Here is a 14,558-nt window from a genome sequence, read left to right as displayed (position 1 = left end):
CACGCGGCCTTAAGCAGGAGCCGACATGCCGCGTACGCTCATTAGAAAGAACCCGAGCAACTTCAAGACCCTGCCATTATTCGTTGAAGCGACTCCCGAAGGCTTGAGTTATCAGAGCGTCGGGATGCCGCTCAATTTTTCCCAGACCCTGCAACGTCGCCGCCCGGTGGCAGTGCCTGACAGCGAGCGCTTTGCGGTCGAGCTGGCCAACCTTGGGGTGTCGGTGCGACTGACCCTGCATTGGCAGAATCGGGATTACTGGGTGCTGGTCCGTCAACGCCGGCAAGACCGTGGCGATGTGGTGCTGAAGCTGATCTCAGGTTACGTGCCCGCCCATGAGCTGAACCTGCCGCTGCACACGGCCATCCAGGAGATTGCTGAAGAGTGTCTGCTGGAAACACCGGAAGGCTGGCTGGGAGGGCGTTTCAATGACACCTGGCTACCGGCACCCTACTCCTCCGCCCTGCATTATCGCGAAGCCCTGCCGTTTCGCCTGACGCCATTGTCCGGCTCGGCGCGACCAGTGCGTTGCGCCAACATGCAGTTGATCGAACGGCCGCGGGCCTATGTGCATTTGCCGACGGCGTCGCTGCAACTGATCTATGACTTGCGACTGGACGTGCCCAAGGAAGCGAAATCCTTGAGCCTGTTTCATGTCGATGAACGATTGGAGGGCGATCAACTGGTCGCGCGACTCGATCGCAAACGGCCCGATTTGTATTTGATGCCCTTGCAGGACGGCCAGCCGATGGCTGAACTCTATACCCTTAAAAAAGATCAGCTGTATCCGGCGAGTACGCGAGGGTTGTACCTGGCGGAGAGCTTTGCACTGCAGGATGGCTGGCTGGTGCGGGATGAGCGGATCAAGTGGAAGGATTGGGTACGCCAGCAGGGCTTGAGCCCGCAGGGTAAAGATTCAGGTCTGGCGCGATTGCGCGGGAAGGCGAAGCAGTTGTTGAAGAAGATCGTGCCGCGCAAGAAGGTGAGTTCTTGAAATCAAAAGATCGCAGCCTTCGGCAACTCCTACAGGTGTACACATAACCTTGTAGGAGTTGCCGAAGGCTGCGATCTTTTGTTGTTTCACTCGGACTTGCGGATTTTCTCCACAATCGCCGTGGTCGAGCTGTTTTCCACCAGCCCCAGCACTTTCACCGTTCCGCCGTAAGCCGTCACGATGTCAGCACCCACCACCTGCTCGATTCCGTAGTCTCCGCCCTTGACCAACACGTCCGGCTTGACCTCGCGCAGCAGGTTTTCCGGAGTGCCTTCGGCGAAGCTGATCACCCAGTCCACAGCGCCCAGACCGGCAAGTACAGCCATGCGACGGTCGACGCTATTGATCGGGCGACCCGGTCCCTTCAAGCGGCTCACAGAAGCATCGTCATTGACCGCAACGATCAGGCGATCACCCTGGGCTCGCGCCTGCTCGAGGTAGGTCACATGACCCGCATGCAAAATGTCAAAGCAGCCATTGGTGAAGACGATCGTCTCTTTGTGCGCACGCGCATCGTCGACCGCCAGCAATAATTGCTCAAGTCCCAGCACGCCGCGCTCGGAGCCCTCTTCACGCTGAATCGCGCGACGCAGCTCGGGCGCACTGATGGCCGCGGTACCCAACTTGCCTACCACGATGCCTGCGGCCAGGTTGGCGAGCGCCACTGCGTGGGGCAGTTCTTCGCCTGCAGCAATCGCTGCGGCCAGGGTAGATATCACCGTGTCACCAGCACCTGTCACGTCGAACACTTCACGCGCTCGCGCCGGCAAGTGCAGCGCGGGATGATCCGGACGAAGCAAGGTCATGCCGTGTTCACCACGGGTGACCAGCAAGGCGCCGAGATCGAGCTCGTGCATCAAGGTCGCGCCCTTGCTCACCAACTCGTGCTCATCAACGCACTTGCCGACAATGGTTTCGAATTCGCTTAGGTTCGGGGTGATCAGGCTCGCACCACGGTAGATGGAGAAATCCTTGCCCTTGGGATCGGCCAGCACCGGAATGCCTCGAGCTCGCGCAGCCTGGATCAGCACCTGATGGTTTTTCAACGCGCCTTTGCCGTAATCGGACAACACCAATACCTTGATGCCGTCGAGCAGCTCGTCGACCTGTTCGCCCAACGCCAGGGCGTCGGTGGCGAAGGGTTCTTCGAAGTCGATACGCAGCAATTGCTGGTGACGGCTCATGACTCGCAGCTTGACGATGGTCGGCTGGTGCGCGATGCGCTGGAACAATGCCCGGACGCCCGCGCCCTTGAGGCTATTGACCAGGCTGTCGGCGGCTTCATCGTCGCCAGTGACGCCAACCAATGAGGCTGGTGCACCGAGGGCGGCAATGTTCAGCGCAACGTTGGCGGCACCGCCCGGACGGTCCTCGATTTGCTCGACCTTGACTACCGGTACTGGCGCCTCGGGAGAAATCCGTGAGGTACCACCATGCCAGTAACGGTCGAGCATGACATCGCCGACCACCAAGACAGGGGCTTGATCGAATCGCGGCATGGACAACTTCATGGTGCAACCCACATACAAAATGAACAGGGTCGCGATATTAACACAGGGTTGGCACAGGCTTGCGTGACGGCTGCAAGAGGATGAATACAGGGGATTTTCTGTTCAAAAATTGAGCTGAAATAAAGGTATTGTCTAAACACCGGACGCATTGCACGCCGGTGATCCGAGAGGGTGAGCCTGGACCCACCCTCTCGTCACGTCAGGCTATGTTTTCCACCGGAGCATCGAGCCCCATGGCGTGCAGACGCGAGTAGTAGCCATTCTGCGCCAACAGTTGCGCGTGGGTGCCACGCTCGACGATTTCACCGTGATCCATGACCAGGATCAGGTCAGCTTTTTCGATGGTCGACAAGCGGTGAGCAATCACCAGTGTGGTCCGACCTTTCATGACCTGATCCAGTGCCGCCTGAATATGGCGCTCGGACTCTGTATCGAGCGCCGAGGTTGCCTCATCGAGAATCAGCAACGGGGCGTTCTTCAACAGTGCCCGGGCAATCGCCAGGCGCTGACGCTGACCGCCGGACAGCAACACGCCGTTTTCGCCAACCTGGGTATCCAGGCCTTCGGGCATTTGCGAGATGAAGTCCATTGCGTAGGCGTCGGTGGCCGCTTTTTCAATGTCGGCACGCGGAGCGCCGGCCAGGTCGCCGTAGGCAATGTTGTTGGCGATGGTGTCATTGAACAGGGTGACATGCTGCGTGACCTGCGCCACGTGCCGGCGCAGATTGCGCAGGCGGTAATCTTCGATCTCTACGCCATCGAGCAGGATCTCGCCGGTTTCGTGATGATAGAAACGCGGAATCAGGCTGGCCAGGGTCGACTTGCCGCTGCCCGAGCGACCTACCAGCGCAATCATCTGCCCTGGCGCCGCAGTGAAACTGATGTTCTTCAGCACTTCACGTTCGGTATCCGGGTAGGTGAAGCTCAGGTTGCGTACGTCCAGGTAACCATCGACGCGATCGCGCTCGACTGTACCGTGATCAACCTCGGGCTCGACATCCAGCTGCTCGAAAATGCTTTCGGCACCGGCTACGCCTTTCTGGATGGTCGAACTGACTTCTGACAGCTGACGAATCGGTTTAGGCAACAGTCCCGCCGCGGTGATGTAGGCCACCAGGTCGCCCGCTGTGGCATCGCCCCGCAGGAACAGGACCAGGAACATCAACACGGCCATGGCGGTATAAATCACCAACTGCAACATCGGCGTGTAGACCGCACCGGTCTTGGTCATGCGCAATTGCTTGTCGGTGTTGCCCTGACTGGCTTCGGCGAAGCGACGCTCCTCGTAGCTCTCGCCGCCGAAGCTGCGCACTACGCGATAGCCCTGGATGGTTTCGGACGCCACATGAGTCACGTCCCCCATCGCCACCTGGATCTTCTTGCTCTGCTTGCGAAATTTCTTGCTGGTATTACCGACCATGAAAGCGATCACCGGCAGGATTGCCAGCATCACGATCGTCAGTTTCCAGTTCATCCACAACAGATACGCGAACAGGAAGACCACCGTCAGGCCTTCACGGATGACCACTTTGATGGCATCCGTGGCGGCACCAGTGACCATGGTGACGTTGAAGGTGATGCGGGAGATCAGATGACCGGAGTTGTGGGTGTCGAAATAGCGGTTCGGCAGCACCAACAGCTTGTTGAACAGCTCGACGCGCAGGTCATGTACCAGTCCCAGCGAAACTTTCGCCAGATAGTAGTTACCCAGAAACGAACCCAACCCCTGCCACGCGGCGATCAGGATGATCAGCAACGGCACCGCCATCAGCAGTTGCAAGTCTTTCAGGTAGGGGACGTTGGGGAAGAGCACCGCTTCAGGGTTGCTCAGGCCATCGACGAAATATTTGAGAATCCCCGCCAGCATCGGCTGGGTAGAGGCAAAGATCACGAAGCCCACGATACTCAGCAGGAAAAGGCCCACATAGGGTTTTACATACCCCAACAGCCGAAGATAGATTTTCAGGCTGGAATCCTGTCCCGCTTTGGGCGGTGCGTCACTCATCGTAGAGCTCACTTGTTAGGAAGAACGCGAAATTTTATCACAGCCGCTGGAGTTGACCCGTGCCCATACCAAAACACTGGCCAAGCCAATGGGCAACCAACTGATGAACCATTCGGCCCTTGGCGTTCCGGTCAGGCTGGCCGCGTCAAACTGCATGGCAAGTGTCGAGAAGAGCCAAATACCGATGATGCCTTGGCCATACAGGGTTTCCCGGGCTTTCCAGGCTTCACGCAAGACCGCGAACCACACCGCGCACCACAATAGCAGGCCCGGCAAACCCAGCTCGATCGCCACGTGACTGAACAGATTATGGGCGTGATCAAAGTACATGCCTTCGGCAAAGACTTTGTAGTTTCCACCCAGGCCGAGACCGAGCCATGGGTGCTCCGCGACCATATTCATACTTGCCATCAGGATTTGCGGGCGGAAAGAAGCGCCGCGAGCCATCACCAACGGCTCGAAAAGCCAGAATGCCGCCATCGCCACGATCAACGCACCGATCGCCACGACACAACTGCGTCGATTGCGGCACCAGAGTGGCATGGCGAGCAATGTGAAGAACAACGCCAGACCAGCACCTCGACTTTGGCTGAGCACCACAAACAAGCCCAGCAGGCTCAGCGCGACCACCCAGACGGCTTGCAACCAGCGATTGCTCGGCACCCAAAGAACAAGCCACACCGCTGCGAGCCCAATGACATACCCACCCAGAATTGGATGCGATAGCTCGCCCAACCCTTCAAGACGCGCGACCCAGCTGTTGGCATGGAGCCCATAAAACTTAACGATGGCGGCCAGCGCCGTCAGCGCGAGACCTATACCGCCCCATTGCATGATGCGAATCACGCGCTCGGGCCGGGAATTGGCGAAAGCCGGGAAGAACAGCAGGAAAACGACGATATACAGCAAGCGCTTCGCTTCGCGACTCGGTTCTTCGACATTGGTCCAGGACAGGCTGATCACTGACCAGACCAGCAATCCGAGCATAGGCAGGTAGACCCAACGCTGCTCATGGAACAGTTCCCTGAGGCGAGCTCGCGCTGGCCAGGCAAACACCAATGCCGGCAGCCAGATCAGGGCAATAAGGCCCTGTTGGTAGACCTTGTTGGACGGCGCAACGGCAATAGCCAGCAAAAACCACAGCAGCCCCGTCGACATCCATAGTTGCGCCCAGCGTGTTTCCTGCATCAATTTGCTCCTTGGATATTCACCCTGCCCAACCCGGCATGGTTAAAACTGAAACTTTTGGGCATCATTGCCCGCCACAGTGCCCGCTATTCCGACAAGGCTTTATACGATGCAATGTTCCCGACTTCCGCAAGACGCTTTAAATCGCATGATTGAAGGCGCCAGAGTACTGGAGGCTGACAGCTACGGCCCGAAAGTCTACCTGTTGCAGGATGGGAATATCCTCAAACTGTTTAGACGTAAACGCATATTTTCTTCTGCGATGTTCCGTCCGTACTCGAAACGGTTCATCGACAATGTCGCGGGACTGCAAAAGCTTGGCGTACCCACCCTTCAGGTACTGCAGTTCTATCGCCTGCAAGCGCCTGGCATGACGGCTGTGCTGTATGAACCTTTGCCGGGAGAAACCTTGCGCCAGATCGCCGGCAAGGAAGGCTTCACCTGGCAACAGGCCTTACCCGCACTGGCCGGGTTGATACGCAGTCTTCATTCGTCGGGGATCTACTTTCGCTCACTGCATCTGGGCAACATCGTGGTCACGCCAGACAACCGGATGGGCCTGATCGATGTCGCTGACATGCGTTTTTTGCGTGCGCCACTGCCCAAGCATTTGATCAAGCGCAACCTGCGACACTTCGCGCGATATATTGCGCGCGAGAACCTGAACGGGAGCTTTCCAATGCAAGCACTCGAGCAGGCTGTCCTGTCGTCATGAAAGCAATGCGCGGGCAGCCTGACTGAAGTTCAGCCAGGCCTGCTCGGGCGCCAGCTCCTGGCGCTGGTCGGCAGCGACCGTCGTTGCGGAGTTGTTGAATGCGCGAACGATGACATCGCTCCAGGCATCGACATCAGCGGCAGCTGCATACAACCCCTTGTCAGCGAGCTGTTCACGGAACACTGGCAAGTCGCTGGACACCACCGGCACACCCGCCATCACAGCTTCTTGCATGATCAACCCGAGTCCCTCGCTCAGCGAAGGTATCGCGACCCAGTCGAAAGCACGGTAAAGCTGCGCGGCGTCAGTCAAATGACCTGGCAACGAGATACTGGAACCCAACCCGAGGTGGTCGATACGACCCTGCAGGGCCGCCCGGTTCGACCCTTCACCGATAATGACCAGGCGCAAATCGGCCCGCCGCCTCAAAGCGCCGGCAAATGCCTCAAGCAGGCATCCGAAGCCTTTCTTGTCTTCCAGTCGCCCCACCGCCCCGAGTACCGGCGTTCCGTCCACCGGCAAACCCAGACGGACACGAGCATCGTCTCGCGACAATACTTGCGAGCGAAAGGCAACTGGATCGAAGGCACTGCGTAGCGTAATGATGGGTAGTTGAAGATCCTGCCCCAGCTTGGTCGCCAAGGTGTCCGACACGGCAACCAATGTCAGCTGAGACGGCTTGAAGTGTTGAAAGAGGACTCGATCCTCGGCACGTATCCGCGTTGAGCCATGGAAAATAACGACAGCACGGATATGGGGGAGTTTTTTGAGCAGAGGCAAAAGTGCGCGCGCAACCCCAAGGCCATCAAGGAGCAGTAGTTTCGCACCGCTCTCCACCAGCGCCTTCTTGAAGCCAGCCCGCATCCAGGGTTTAGCCAGCCGCCAGAAATGTCGCCCTTTCAAGCGAGCAGAAGACAGCTTCCATTCCCTGGCACCATCAACATTCACGCCGCAGTCAGAAACACCGCCCTGGAGTAACCAGGTCTCTACAGGAGTTGTAGAACCGGCCTGCGACAGTATCTGCTGATGAACCTTGTGAATCGACGCGAATGGCGCACCGCCTGACCACATGACGTTGAGAATGCTCATAGCGCCCCAAGCCCATGCAGGACCTTGGGGAGAGATGCTCTGGTGCACTTAATTGATGAACCAGCCAATGCAGACTCCCAACAGTAGAGACAATGCAAACTTGATCTTTTCGCGGCGACTGCGACGCGCCTTGCGTTGACGCTCTTCCGATGTCTGGACGTGGAGCCCAAATCCGGTGTGCCGGACAGCATCGCCTTCCAGCGTCACAGCCGTCAAATTCAGCTGCGCGTACCGCTTGGACAACGCCTTCTCTCCGTCGTGCGCGGAATATGGAGCACACAGCCGATATTCCTTGATGCGGCGCAAACCTGGGTTCAGAGAAAAACTTTGCCACTCGGGCTTGTCGGAAATCAGCGGATAACAGGCCACGCCTGCGATGAATTCCCGCTCGCCCAAACGGATGTAGGGACTATGAACACTCAGATCATAAATATAGCTGCGCATCCAGACCTGGAGGATTTCCGGTCGCACCTCAAGAACCGCCAAAGAATCTTCAACGAAACCTGGACGATAGAACTCCCAATCATCCTCACAATGGAAAATGTAGGGCGTCGTGACGTGTTCATAGGCCAGGTCGATGGACGCTAACTGACCCAGCTTGGGTCGATTGACGAAAACGGTGCAATGACCTTTCCAGCTAGCCGGAATGACCGAATGAACGGCATCGTCGCCTGCATCTTCGGTGATGAAGACCTCGCGAATGGCAGCCGTATTGAAGCGGTCAAAGCTTTCAAGGGTCGCCTTGAGCAGATCAAGACGGCCACAGCTGGTAACCACTAATGTGATGTCACTTCCTTTAGAAAACTGCACCAGACCTCCAATCAAGCCAAAGTGCCAGCAATATCGATGGCTGGCTACCCCTTGTCAAACGCCCAGTTTCAAGCGCGCTTTTTCCAAAAAACTCAACGGTGCGCGAGGACGTAATGGCGGCTCGAGTTCTTCGACAATACGCTGTCCGATACGCGCAAAACTGAGTTGACCAACCACCAGTTCGCGGCCATTGCGAGCGATACGTTGCGCCAGCTCCGGGTCTGCCCGCAGCTGCGCCAGTTTTTCCTGAAGCTGCGCGATGGTCTGATAGAACACCACGTTATGCATGTCCTGTAACCCCAGCGCGCGGCTTTCTGCCTCGCCCTGGTCATACGCCAGCAACACGCAACCGCACGCCATCGCTTCAAAGTTCTTGATCATGAACTCGCCCATACCGACATCGGCGCTGACGAAAAAGCGAATACGGTTGAGGGTTTCGCAATACTCTTCGCCAGACTTGGTCCGAGTGACCACCAGCGACTCTACGCGCCCCAACTCATCAAGCAGGGCTTTACGACCGCTGTAGGCGACGCTGTTGGTACTGCCGACAAATGCCAGCTCGATATCCCGCTCACGACCCCGGTCCTGCAGCAGTGTCTGGTCGTATCCCTTGGGAACGAACACCGCATCGAAGCCTTCCCCACGCAGACGCTCGGTGACCACATACCCCGAGCTGATCACCCGCACCCATGGCAGCTTGCGATAATGGGCGCTGAATTTACCGGTGTACTTGCACGGGATGTAATTCTGGTAAGCATCGTGTTCCAGAAAGACCAGGTTGGGCACGGTCTGGATGAACCTTACCTGCCTTATTTCTTTTTTGAATCGCAGGAAAAACACAATGCGATCGTAGAGCGTCACGTCGACGTGCTTGCGAAAGTAGCCGCGCAAGTCGCCCTGTTCTTCACTGGTCAGCTCACGTTTGTCGCAATCGCAATGCTCGGCGATGCCGTCATAGAGTCGATCCAGGATCGCCCTCTGCTCCTTCTGCACCAGAAACAGAACTTTCAATTGTTTTCTCTCTTTCCAGACAACTCTTGGACCCAGAACAATTCGTGGCGCCGCACCGTTTTACGGAAAAACTCATTCTCGCCATAAACCGGCCAGCGTCGGGCAGCCAGGCATCGCTGTATCACACGCCGAAGAAGTCGTTTGAAGGGAAGTCGCGGCTGAAGGTCATGCATCATGCCCAGCGACATTGCCTTGTGCCATTGTTTCTCGGTCGACAGGCCCAGCGTCCATGGCCGCAACGGCTCATCCGCCGTGATCTGCGGCGGAAGCGCCACTCCCGTGCCAGCGTCGCCCATCGGCCAGCGATCGTTGTCGTGCAAATGGTTGGCGTAATACAGCAGGGTTTCAGGCTGCCAGGTTGTCGCGGCAAGCGCCTGTAGGACAGCCTGCTGCGAGCAGAGGTGATCTGGGTGAGGGTCGAAGCGAGGGTGCGGCAACACAATGACTTGAGGCTGGATGCGCTCGATCAGCTCGTGCAGGTCCCCAAGCAGATTGTTCCAGGACGGCACGCCATCAACATCGCTGTGCAGGGCAAACGGATTGAATCGTCGGAAGTATCGGGTATCTCCCAGTTGCGCATCATTCGATGCCACCGGCTCAGCAGGTGCCCGTTGCATGACGGGCAACTGAAGACAGAAGTAACCCAACTGGATACAGCGCTCCTGCGGAACACCGCCCCATAACGGCACGCTGACACTGTCCCAGGCACGAAGAGAGCCTTTCAGCCGCGACGCTTCAACGCGATCGAGCCCCATCTGCTGATAGTGCCCGGCCTCGATTTCACCGGCAGTCAACGTCACGATCCAGCTTTGCTCGGCGCTGCTGTACAGCCCGAACGCGGCCAGTTCGGCGTCGTCGGCGTGGGGGGCGATGACCATCACCCGCTTGTTGCGGTAGTCCGGGTACTCGAACGCCCAAAGCACCGGCTCGCCGAGTAGTCGGCAGAATCGACCACGAAGACGCAATTCGCCTTGGGATAACGCCGACGATTGACCACTGAGATTGAGGTAACGCAGACCATCGACGCCGCGTTCAAAGGTTTGCCGGTCGGGGTTGCTGCCGCCCGATAGCTCGACAACCGGGTCAATGAAGCGCCCCAGCCAGTTACTTTTAATTCGCAGCGCCAGTATCAACGTGGCGTCGTCGACCAGCATGACACCGTCATCCAGCCTCAAGCGCTCACCGTCCAGATGGACCTTCGGCTGCTGAGTGTAGGGCGGAAAACTGTATTGGTAATCGTCTGCGGGGGAATAAAACAAATGGTCAGCGAACCAGGCTTCGTGGGCAACCCAGCCCAGCACCGCAAGTACCACCGGCAACCACCAGGCCACCAACACCCCTATGGCGATCAGCAACAAAAGCGCGATGATGAGACCAAAACGTTTATTGCGCCGATGGCGCTTGAGCAGTTGTTGTTTGCGGCTCATGGGCTGTCTCATACGGTGAATACCGGCACAGGATTGCACCAGCGATCCTTGTATTCACGGTCGGCGCGACCAAAGGAAAAACGCAACGGTTTGTCCAGCGCCCGGGCATGCTCCCACGCACTTTGGGTATTGAGAAAACTCAACACGCTCCCAGGACTGAACTCGCGGGTTTCGGGGTCGACGCCACCGTTGATGTACTCGACGCTGATCCATTGCGGTGCTTCAACGCGGTAAACCAGCTGAATCGCAATCGGCGCATCGTTAAGGAAAATCACCGAGCCGATCAGCAGCTCTCGCAGCAACTCGATGACCTCAGCCATGCGCTCGGCCCCCGTTGCAGGAAAACCCCAGCGACGCTGGAACAGGTCGCAATAGATCGCTGCCAGCTCGCTGCTGGAAAAGTCGGTGACCGGCCGCACCACTCCGCCCGCCTCTTCCAGCAAACGCAATTCACGGCGCTGGTTATAGCGAAATTTCTTCGACAGTTCTTCAGGAGTGCGGGCCATGGCCAATTGCTCGGTCTGCGCCTTGAGGCCGATAAAGCGGCCTTCGTTCAGCGCCGACAGATAACGCGCGCGATGACGCAACGGCGCCTGGGCATCGGCAACAGCCGGCAGGATGAGTTCGGCATTACCCAAGTCGAACAAACCCTTTTTACCGCTGCGCTTAAGCACATCCTTGGACAAGGCAAGGTCGCGGCCCCAGGTCGGAATCGCTGCTTTGATCTCCCCGTCTTGTTCCCACGCCAGATAGCGCACCGGGATTGCGGCCAATTGTGCCAGCCGTTCGACCACCATGGGATGAGTGGCGACGCTACCGCCAAAACGCTGCCAGGCGTCGGCATAAGTCGAGGCATCGATGACCGACCAGCCACGTTCACGCCAGCTTTGAAATCTGTTGAGCATCAGGCCCTCGGTGCCAGTTCGCGAACACGCGGCAAACGCCAGAAAGCGTCACGCACGGCTTGATCGCTGAAGCGTTCATGCAAGCGGTCGAGCATCAGCTCGGCACACTGGCGACGCTGTTGCTCATCCATCGCTGCCAAATGTTGAAGTCCTTGAGCCAAACGCTCGGCATCGCCCAGCGGAAACAGAATGCCGACACCCTCAACGACTTCCCTGGCACCGCCCGCCGCTGTAGCGATTAACGGCACACCGGCGACCATGGCTTCCAGGAGCACCATGCCGAAGGGTTCGTGATCGGAGCTCAAGGCAAAGACATCGAAGGCACGAAAGTAACGTCGGGCCTCAGGCACCTGACCGAGAAACAGCACGCGATCGCCGATTCCCAGTTCACGCGCCAGGCTTTTGAGGTCCTGCTCCAGCCGACCGGTACCCAGAATGACCAACTGACTGTGACTCGGCAAACCCGGCAATGCCGCAGCAAAACCATGCAGCAGCGTAGTCTGGTCCTTGTCTGGATGCAGCCGACCGACATTACCCACGATCCAGGCATCCATCGAAAGGCCGAGGGTTTCCCGGGCTTCCTGAATTGATACCTGGCCGTCTAGCAACGCCTGCACGTCAATTCGGTTGTAGAGCGTCTGAATCCGGTCGGCCGGCCATTTCGGCAGGCACTCGCGCATGTCGTCGCGCACAGCATCGGAAACGCCCAGCAGGCTCAGGCGTTTACGAAAAATATGGGCGAAGAGTTTGCGTGTGCCGCGTTTGTAATCACCAAACGCGTGATGCACGCCAATGACCGGTAATGAAGTACCGAGCAAGGCGATATAGATGGGTTTGAAACGGTGAGCAATGCAGAAACTGAAATTGCGCGAAGCGGCAATCTTGCGCAGATCGCCGATGGCACCCAGCTTCAGGCCACGAATGGCTTTGGAGCTGTATTCCATGAACAACACTTCATCGCTGGCACAGCCCGCAGCCACGTCGGCATCGGCGACCCCGGTCAGGAACACGGTGGTCACTCGATAGCCGGTACCCGCGAACAGACTGGCATACTGCCGGGCGCAGTCCAGAAACGGCCCGTCATAGCCGTGACAGAACTGCAGCACATGGCGTTCAGCCGAGCGAGTCATATGCGTCCGCGCCCTCTTTGACGACCAGAATGTCTTCCATGATCAGATACTGTAGATCGGACCCGAAGAACATGTTCAGGGCGTCGGTCGGCGAGCAGATCATGGGTTCGCCGCGGCGGTTGAGGGACGTATTCAGTGACACGCCGTTACCGGTGAGCACTTCAAGTGCCTTCATCATGTCGTAGTAGCGCGGGTTGTATTCGCGCTTGAGCACCTGGGCGCGGGACGTACCGTCTTCGTGGACGACTTCCGGTACGCGGGTCTTCCACTCTTCCGCCACTTCAAAAGTGAACGTCATGAACGGGGCCGGGTGATCGATCTTGATCATCTGCGGCGCGACGGTGTCGAGCATCGACGGGCAGAAAGGCCTCCAGCGCTCGCGGAACTTGATCTGGTGGTTGATCCGGTCAGCCACGCCGGTGGCACTTGGGCAACCAATGATCGAACGACCGCCCAACGCACGCGGACCAAACTCCATCCGGCCCTGGAACCAGGCCACAGGGTTGCCATCGACCATGATCCTGGCGATGTTTTCCGGCATGTTGTCGAGCTTGCGCCAAACAGGCTTGCTTGGGTGGCGAGCACACGCGGCAAGCACGTCTTCGTTGGTGTACGACGGACCGAGGTAGACGTGCTCCATCTTCTCGACCGGCACGCCACGGGCGTGGGACACATAAGCCGCCGCACCCACCGCAGTACCGGCGTCGCCGGATGCAGGCTGTACGAACAGCTCCTTGACGTCATCGCGGGCAATGATCTTCTGGTTGAGCTTGACGTTCAGCGCACAGCCACCGGCGAAGGCCAGCTTGCCGGTTTCCTTGAGCACATCGCCCAGGTAGTGGTCGATCATCTGCAGCGAGAGCTTTTCGAACAGCGCCTGCATGCTCGCGGCGTAGTGGATGTAAGGCTCGTCGGCAATGTCGCCTTCGCGCTTTGGACCCAGCCACTCGATCAGCTTTGGCGAGAAGTAGAAGCCTTTGCCCTTCTCTTTATAACGACGCAGACCGATGACATTCGCGTATTCGGTGTTGATCACCAATTCGCCATTCTCGAAAGAGGCCAATCGGGAGAAATCGTACTTGCTGGCATCGCCATACGGCGCCATGCCCATGACCTTGAACTCACCGTCGAGCATCTCGAAACCGAGGAATTCGGTGATCGCGCCATACAGGCCGCCGAGGGAGTCCGGATCGAAGAATTCCTTGATCTTGTGAATCTTGCCGTTTTCGCCGTAACCGAAGAACGTCGTGGCGTACTCACCCTTGCCGTCGATCCCCAGGATCGCGGTTTTCTCTTTGAAACCGGAGCAGTGGTAAGCGCTGGAGGCGTGGGCCAGGTGATGCTCAACCGGCTCGATCTTGATTTTCTTCGGATCGAAGCCCAGTTGCTCGAGGCACCAGACAATCTTGTTGCGATAGCGCTTGTAGCGACGGTTGCCCATCAGGATCGCGTCAAGAGCGCGGTCCGGGGCATACCAGTAACGCTTGGCGTAGTGCCAGCGGGCCTTGCCAAACAGGCTGATAGGCGCGAACGGGATCGCTACTACGTCAACGTCGGACGGTTTGATACCTGCCTGTTCGAGACAGAACTTCGCCGATTCGTAAGGCATGCGGTTCTTTGCATGTTTATCGCGCACAAAGCGCTCTTCCTCAGCCGCCGCAACCAGCTTGCCGTCGATGTACAAAGCAGCGGAAGGATCATGGCTAAGGGCGCCGGACAGGCCAAGAATCGTCAATGCCACAGGGGTCTAGCCTCTTTAGTCTGCATGCAGGC

The 14,558-nt window shown here is 58.0% G+C and carries 12 protein-coding genes; 2 read left to right on the top strand and 10 right to left on the bottom strand.

The window, feature by feature from the left end; translation table 11 throughout:
• Positions 1-25 precede the first annotated feature (25 nt).
• Positions 26-994 carry a metal ABC transporter ATPase gene (locus tag AC3ZVB_RS07050; RefSeq protein ID WP_162437148.1) on the top strand — a complete coding sequence of 323 codons (969 nt, stop codon included), beginning with the start codon at positions 26-28 and terminating at the stop codon, positions 992-994.
• 86 nt (positions 995-1,080) lie between these two features.
• Here the strand turns inward: AC3ZVB_RS07050 and hldE are convergent, their stop codons facing one another.
• The 3 genes from hldE to AC3ZVB_RS07035 form a co-directional block, all read right to left on the bottom strand.
• On the bottom strand, positions 1,081-2,505 hold the full coding sequence (hldE, locus tag AC3ZVB_RS07045; RefSeq protein WP_162437149.1) for a bifunctional D-glycero-beta-D-manno-heptose-7-phosphate kinase/D-glycero-beta-D-manno-heptose 1-phosphate adenylyltransferase HldE: 1,425 nt from the start codon (positions 2,503-2,505) through the stop codon (positions 1,081-1,083).
• A 199-nt stretch (positions 2,506-2,704) separates the two neighbouring features.
• Positions 2,705-4,510, bottom strand: a complete 1,806-nt coding sequence (gene msbA / locus AC3ZVB_RS07040; protein ID WP_162437150.1) for a lipid A export permease/ATP-binding protein MsbA — start codon at positions 4,508-4,510, stop codon at positions 2,705-2,707.
• Between the two features lie 15 nt (positions 4,511-4,525).
• The gene (locus AC3ZVB_RS07035) at positions 4,526-5,698 is read right to left on the bottom strand and encodes an O-antigen ligase family protein (protein ID WP_490146160.1); all 1,173 of its coding nucleotides are present in this window, start codon (positions 5,696-5,698) and stop codon (positions 4,526-4,528) included.
• A gap of 148 nt (positions 5,699-5,846) precedes the next feature.
• Here AC3ZVB_RS07035 and AC3ZVB_RS07030 point away from each other — a divergent pair, with 148 nt between their 5' ends.
• Complete coding sequence (locus AC3ZVB_RS07030) at positions 5,847-6,413, top strand: BUD32 family EKC/KEOPS complex subunit (RefSeq protein WP_235992822.1); 567 nt, start codon at positions 5,847-5,849, stop codon at positions 6,411-6,413.
• Here the strand turns inward: AC3ZVB_RS07030 and AC3ZVB_RS07025 are convergent.
• Genes AC3ZVB_RS07025 through AC3ZVB_RS06995 form a run of 7 tightly spaced genes read right to left on the bottom strand, consistent with a single transcriptional unit; the run spans position 6,408 to position 14,526 of the window.
• The gene (locus tag AC3ZVB_RS07025; protein ID WP_490146159.1) at positions 6,408-7,502 is read right to left on the bottom strand and encodes a glycosyltransferase; all 1,095 of its coding nucleotides are present in this window, start codon (positions 7,500-7,502) and stop codon (positions 6,408-6,410) included. The genes AC3ZVB_RS07030 and AC3ZVB_RS07025 overlap by 6 nt on opposite strands.
• 48 nt (positions 7,503-7,550) lie before the next feature.
• Positions 7,551-8,312: a glycosyltransferase family 2 protein gene (locus AC3ZVB_RS07020; RefSeq protein ID WP_194691606.1), complete on the bottom strand. Its 762-nt coding sequence runs from the start codon at positions 8,310-8,312 to the stop codon at positions 7,551-7,553.
• 54 nt (positions 8,313-8,366) lie between these two features.
• Positions 8,367-9,323 (bottom strand): glycosyltransferase family protein, encoded by a 957-nt coding sequence (locus tag AC3ZVB_RS07015; RefSeq protein WP_490146158.1) that lies wholly within the window; start codon positions 9,321-9,323, stop codon positions 8,367-8,369.
• Positions 9,320-10,750, bottom strand: a complete 1,431-nt coding sequence (locus tag AC3ZVB_RS07010; RefSeq protein ID WP_490146157.1) for a PIG-L deacetylase family protein — start codon at positions 10,748-10,750, stop codon at positions 9,320-9,322. The genes AC3ZVB_RS07015 and AC3ZVB_RS07010 overlap by 4 nt, the downstream gene beginning before the upstream one ends.
• An 8-nt stretch (positions 10,751-10,758) precedes the next feature.
• A complete protein-coding gene (locus AC3ZVB_RS07005) occupies positions 10,759-11,655 on the bottom strand; it encodes an antimicrobial resistance protein Mig-14 (protein ID WP_490146156.1) in 897 nt (298 codons plus the stop codon).
• Positions 11,655-12,785, bottom strand: a complete 1,131-nt coding sequence (locus tag AC3ZVB_RS07000) for a glycosyltransferase (protein ID WP_490146155.1) — start codon at positions 12,783-12,785, stop codon at positions 11,655-11,657. Before AC3ZVB_RS07000 ends, AC3ZVB_RS07005 begins: the two co-directional genes overlap by 1 nt.
• A complete protein-coding gene (locus tag AC3ZVB_RS06995; RefSeq protein WP_162437159.1) occupies positions 12,769-14,526 on the bottom strand; it encodes a carbamoyltransferase family protein in 1,758 nt (585 codons plus the stop codon). Before AC3ZVB_RS06995 ends, AC3ZVB_RS07000 begins: the two co-directional genes overlap by 17 nt.
• Positions 14,527-14,558 lie beyond the last annotated feature (32 nt).

The organism is Pseudomonas sp. MDV22-iso1, assembly GCF_058145095.1.
This window is presented reverse-complemented; position numbering and strand designations above follow the sequence as displayed.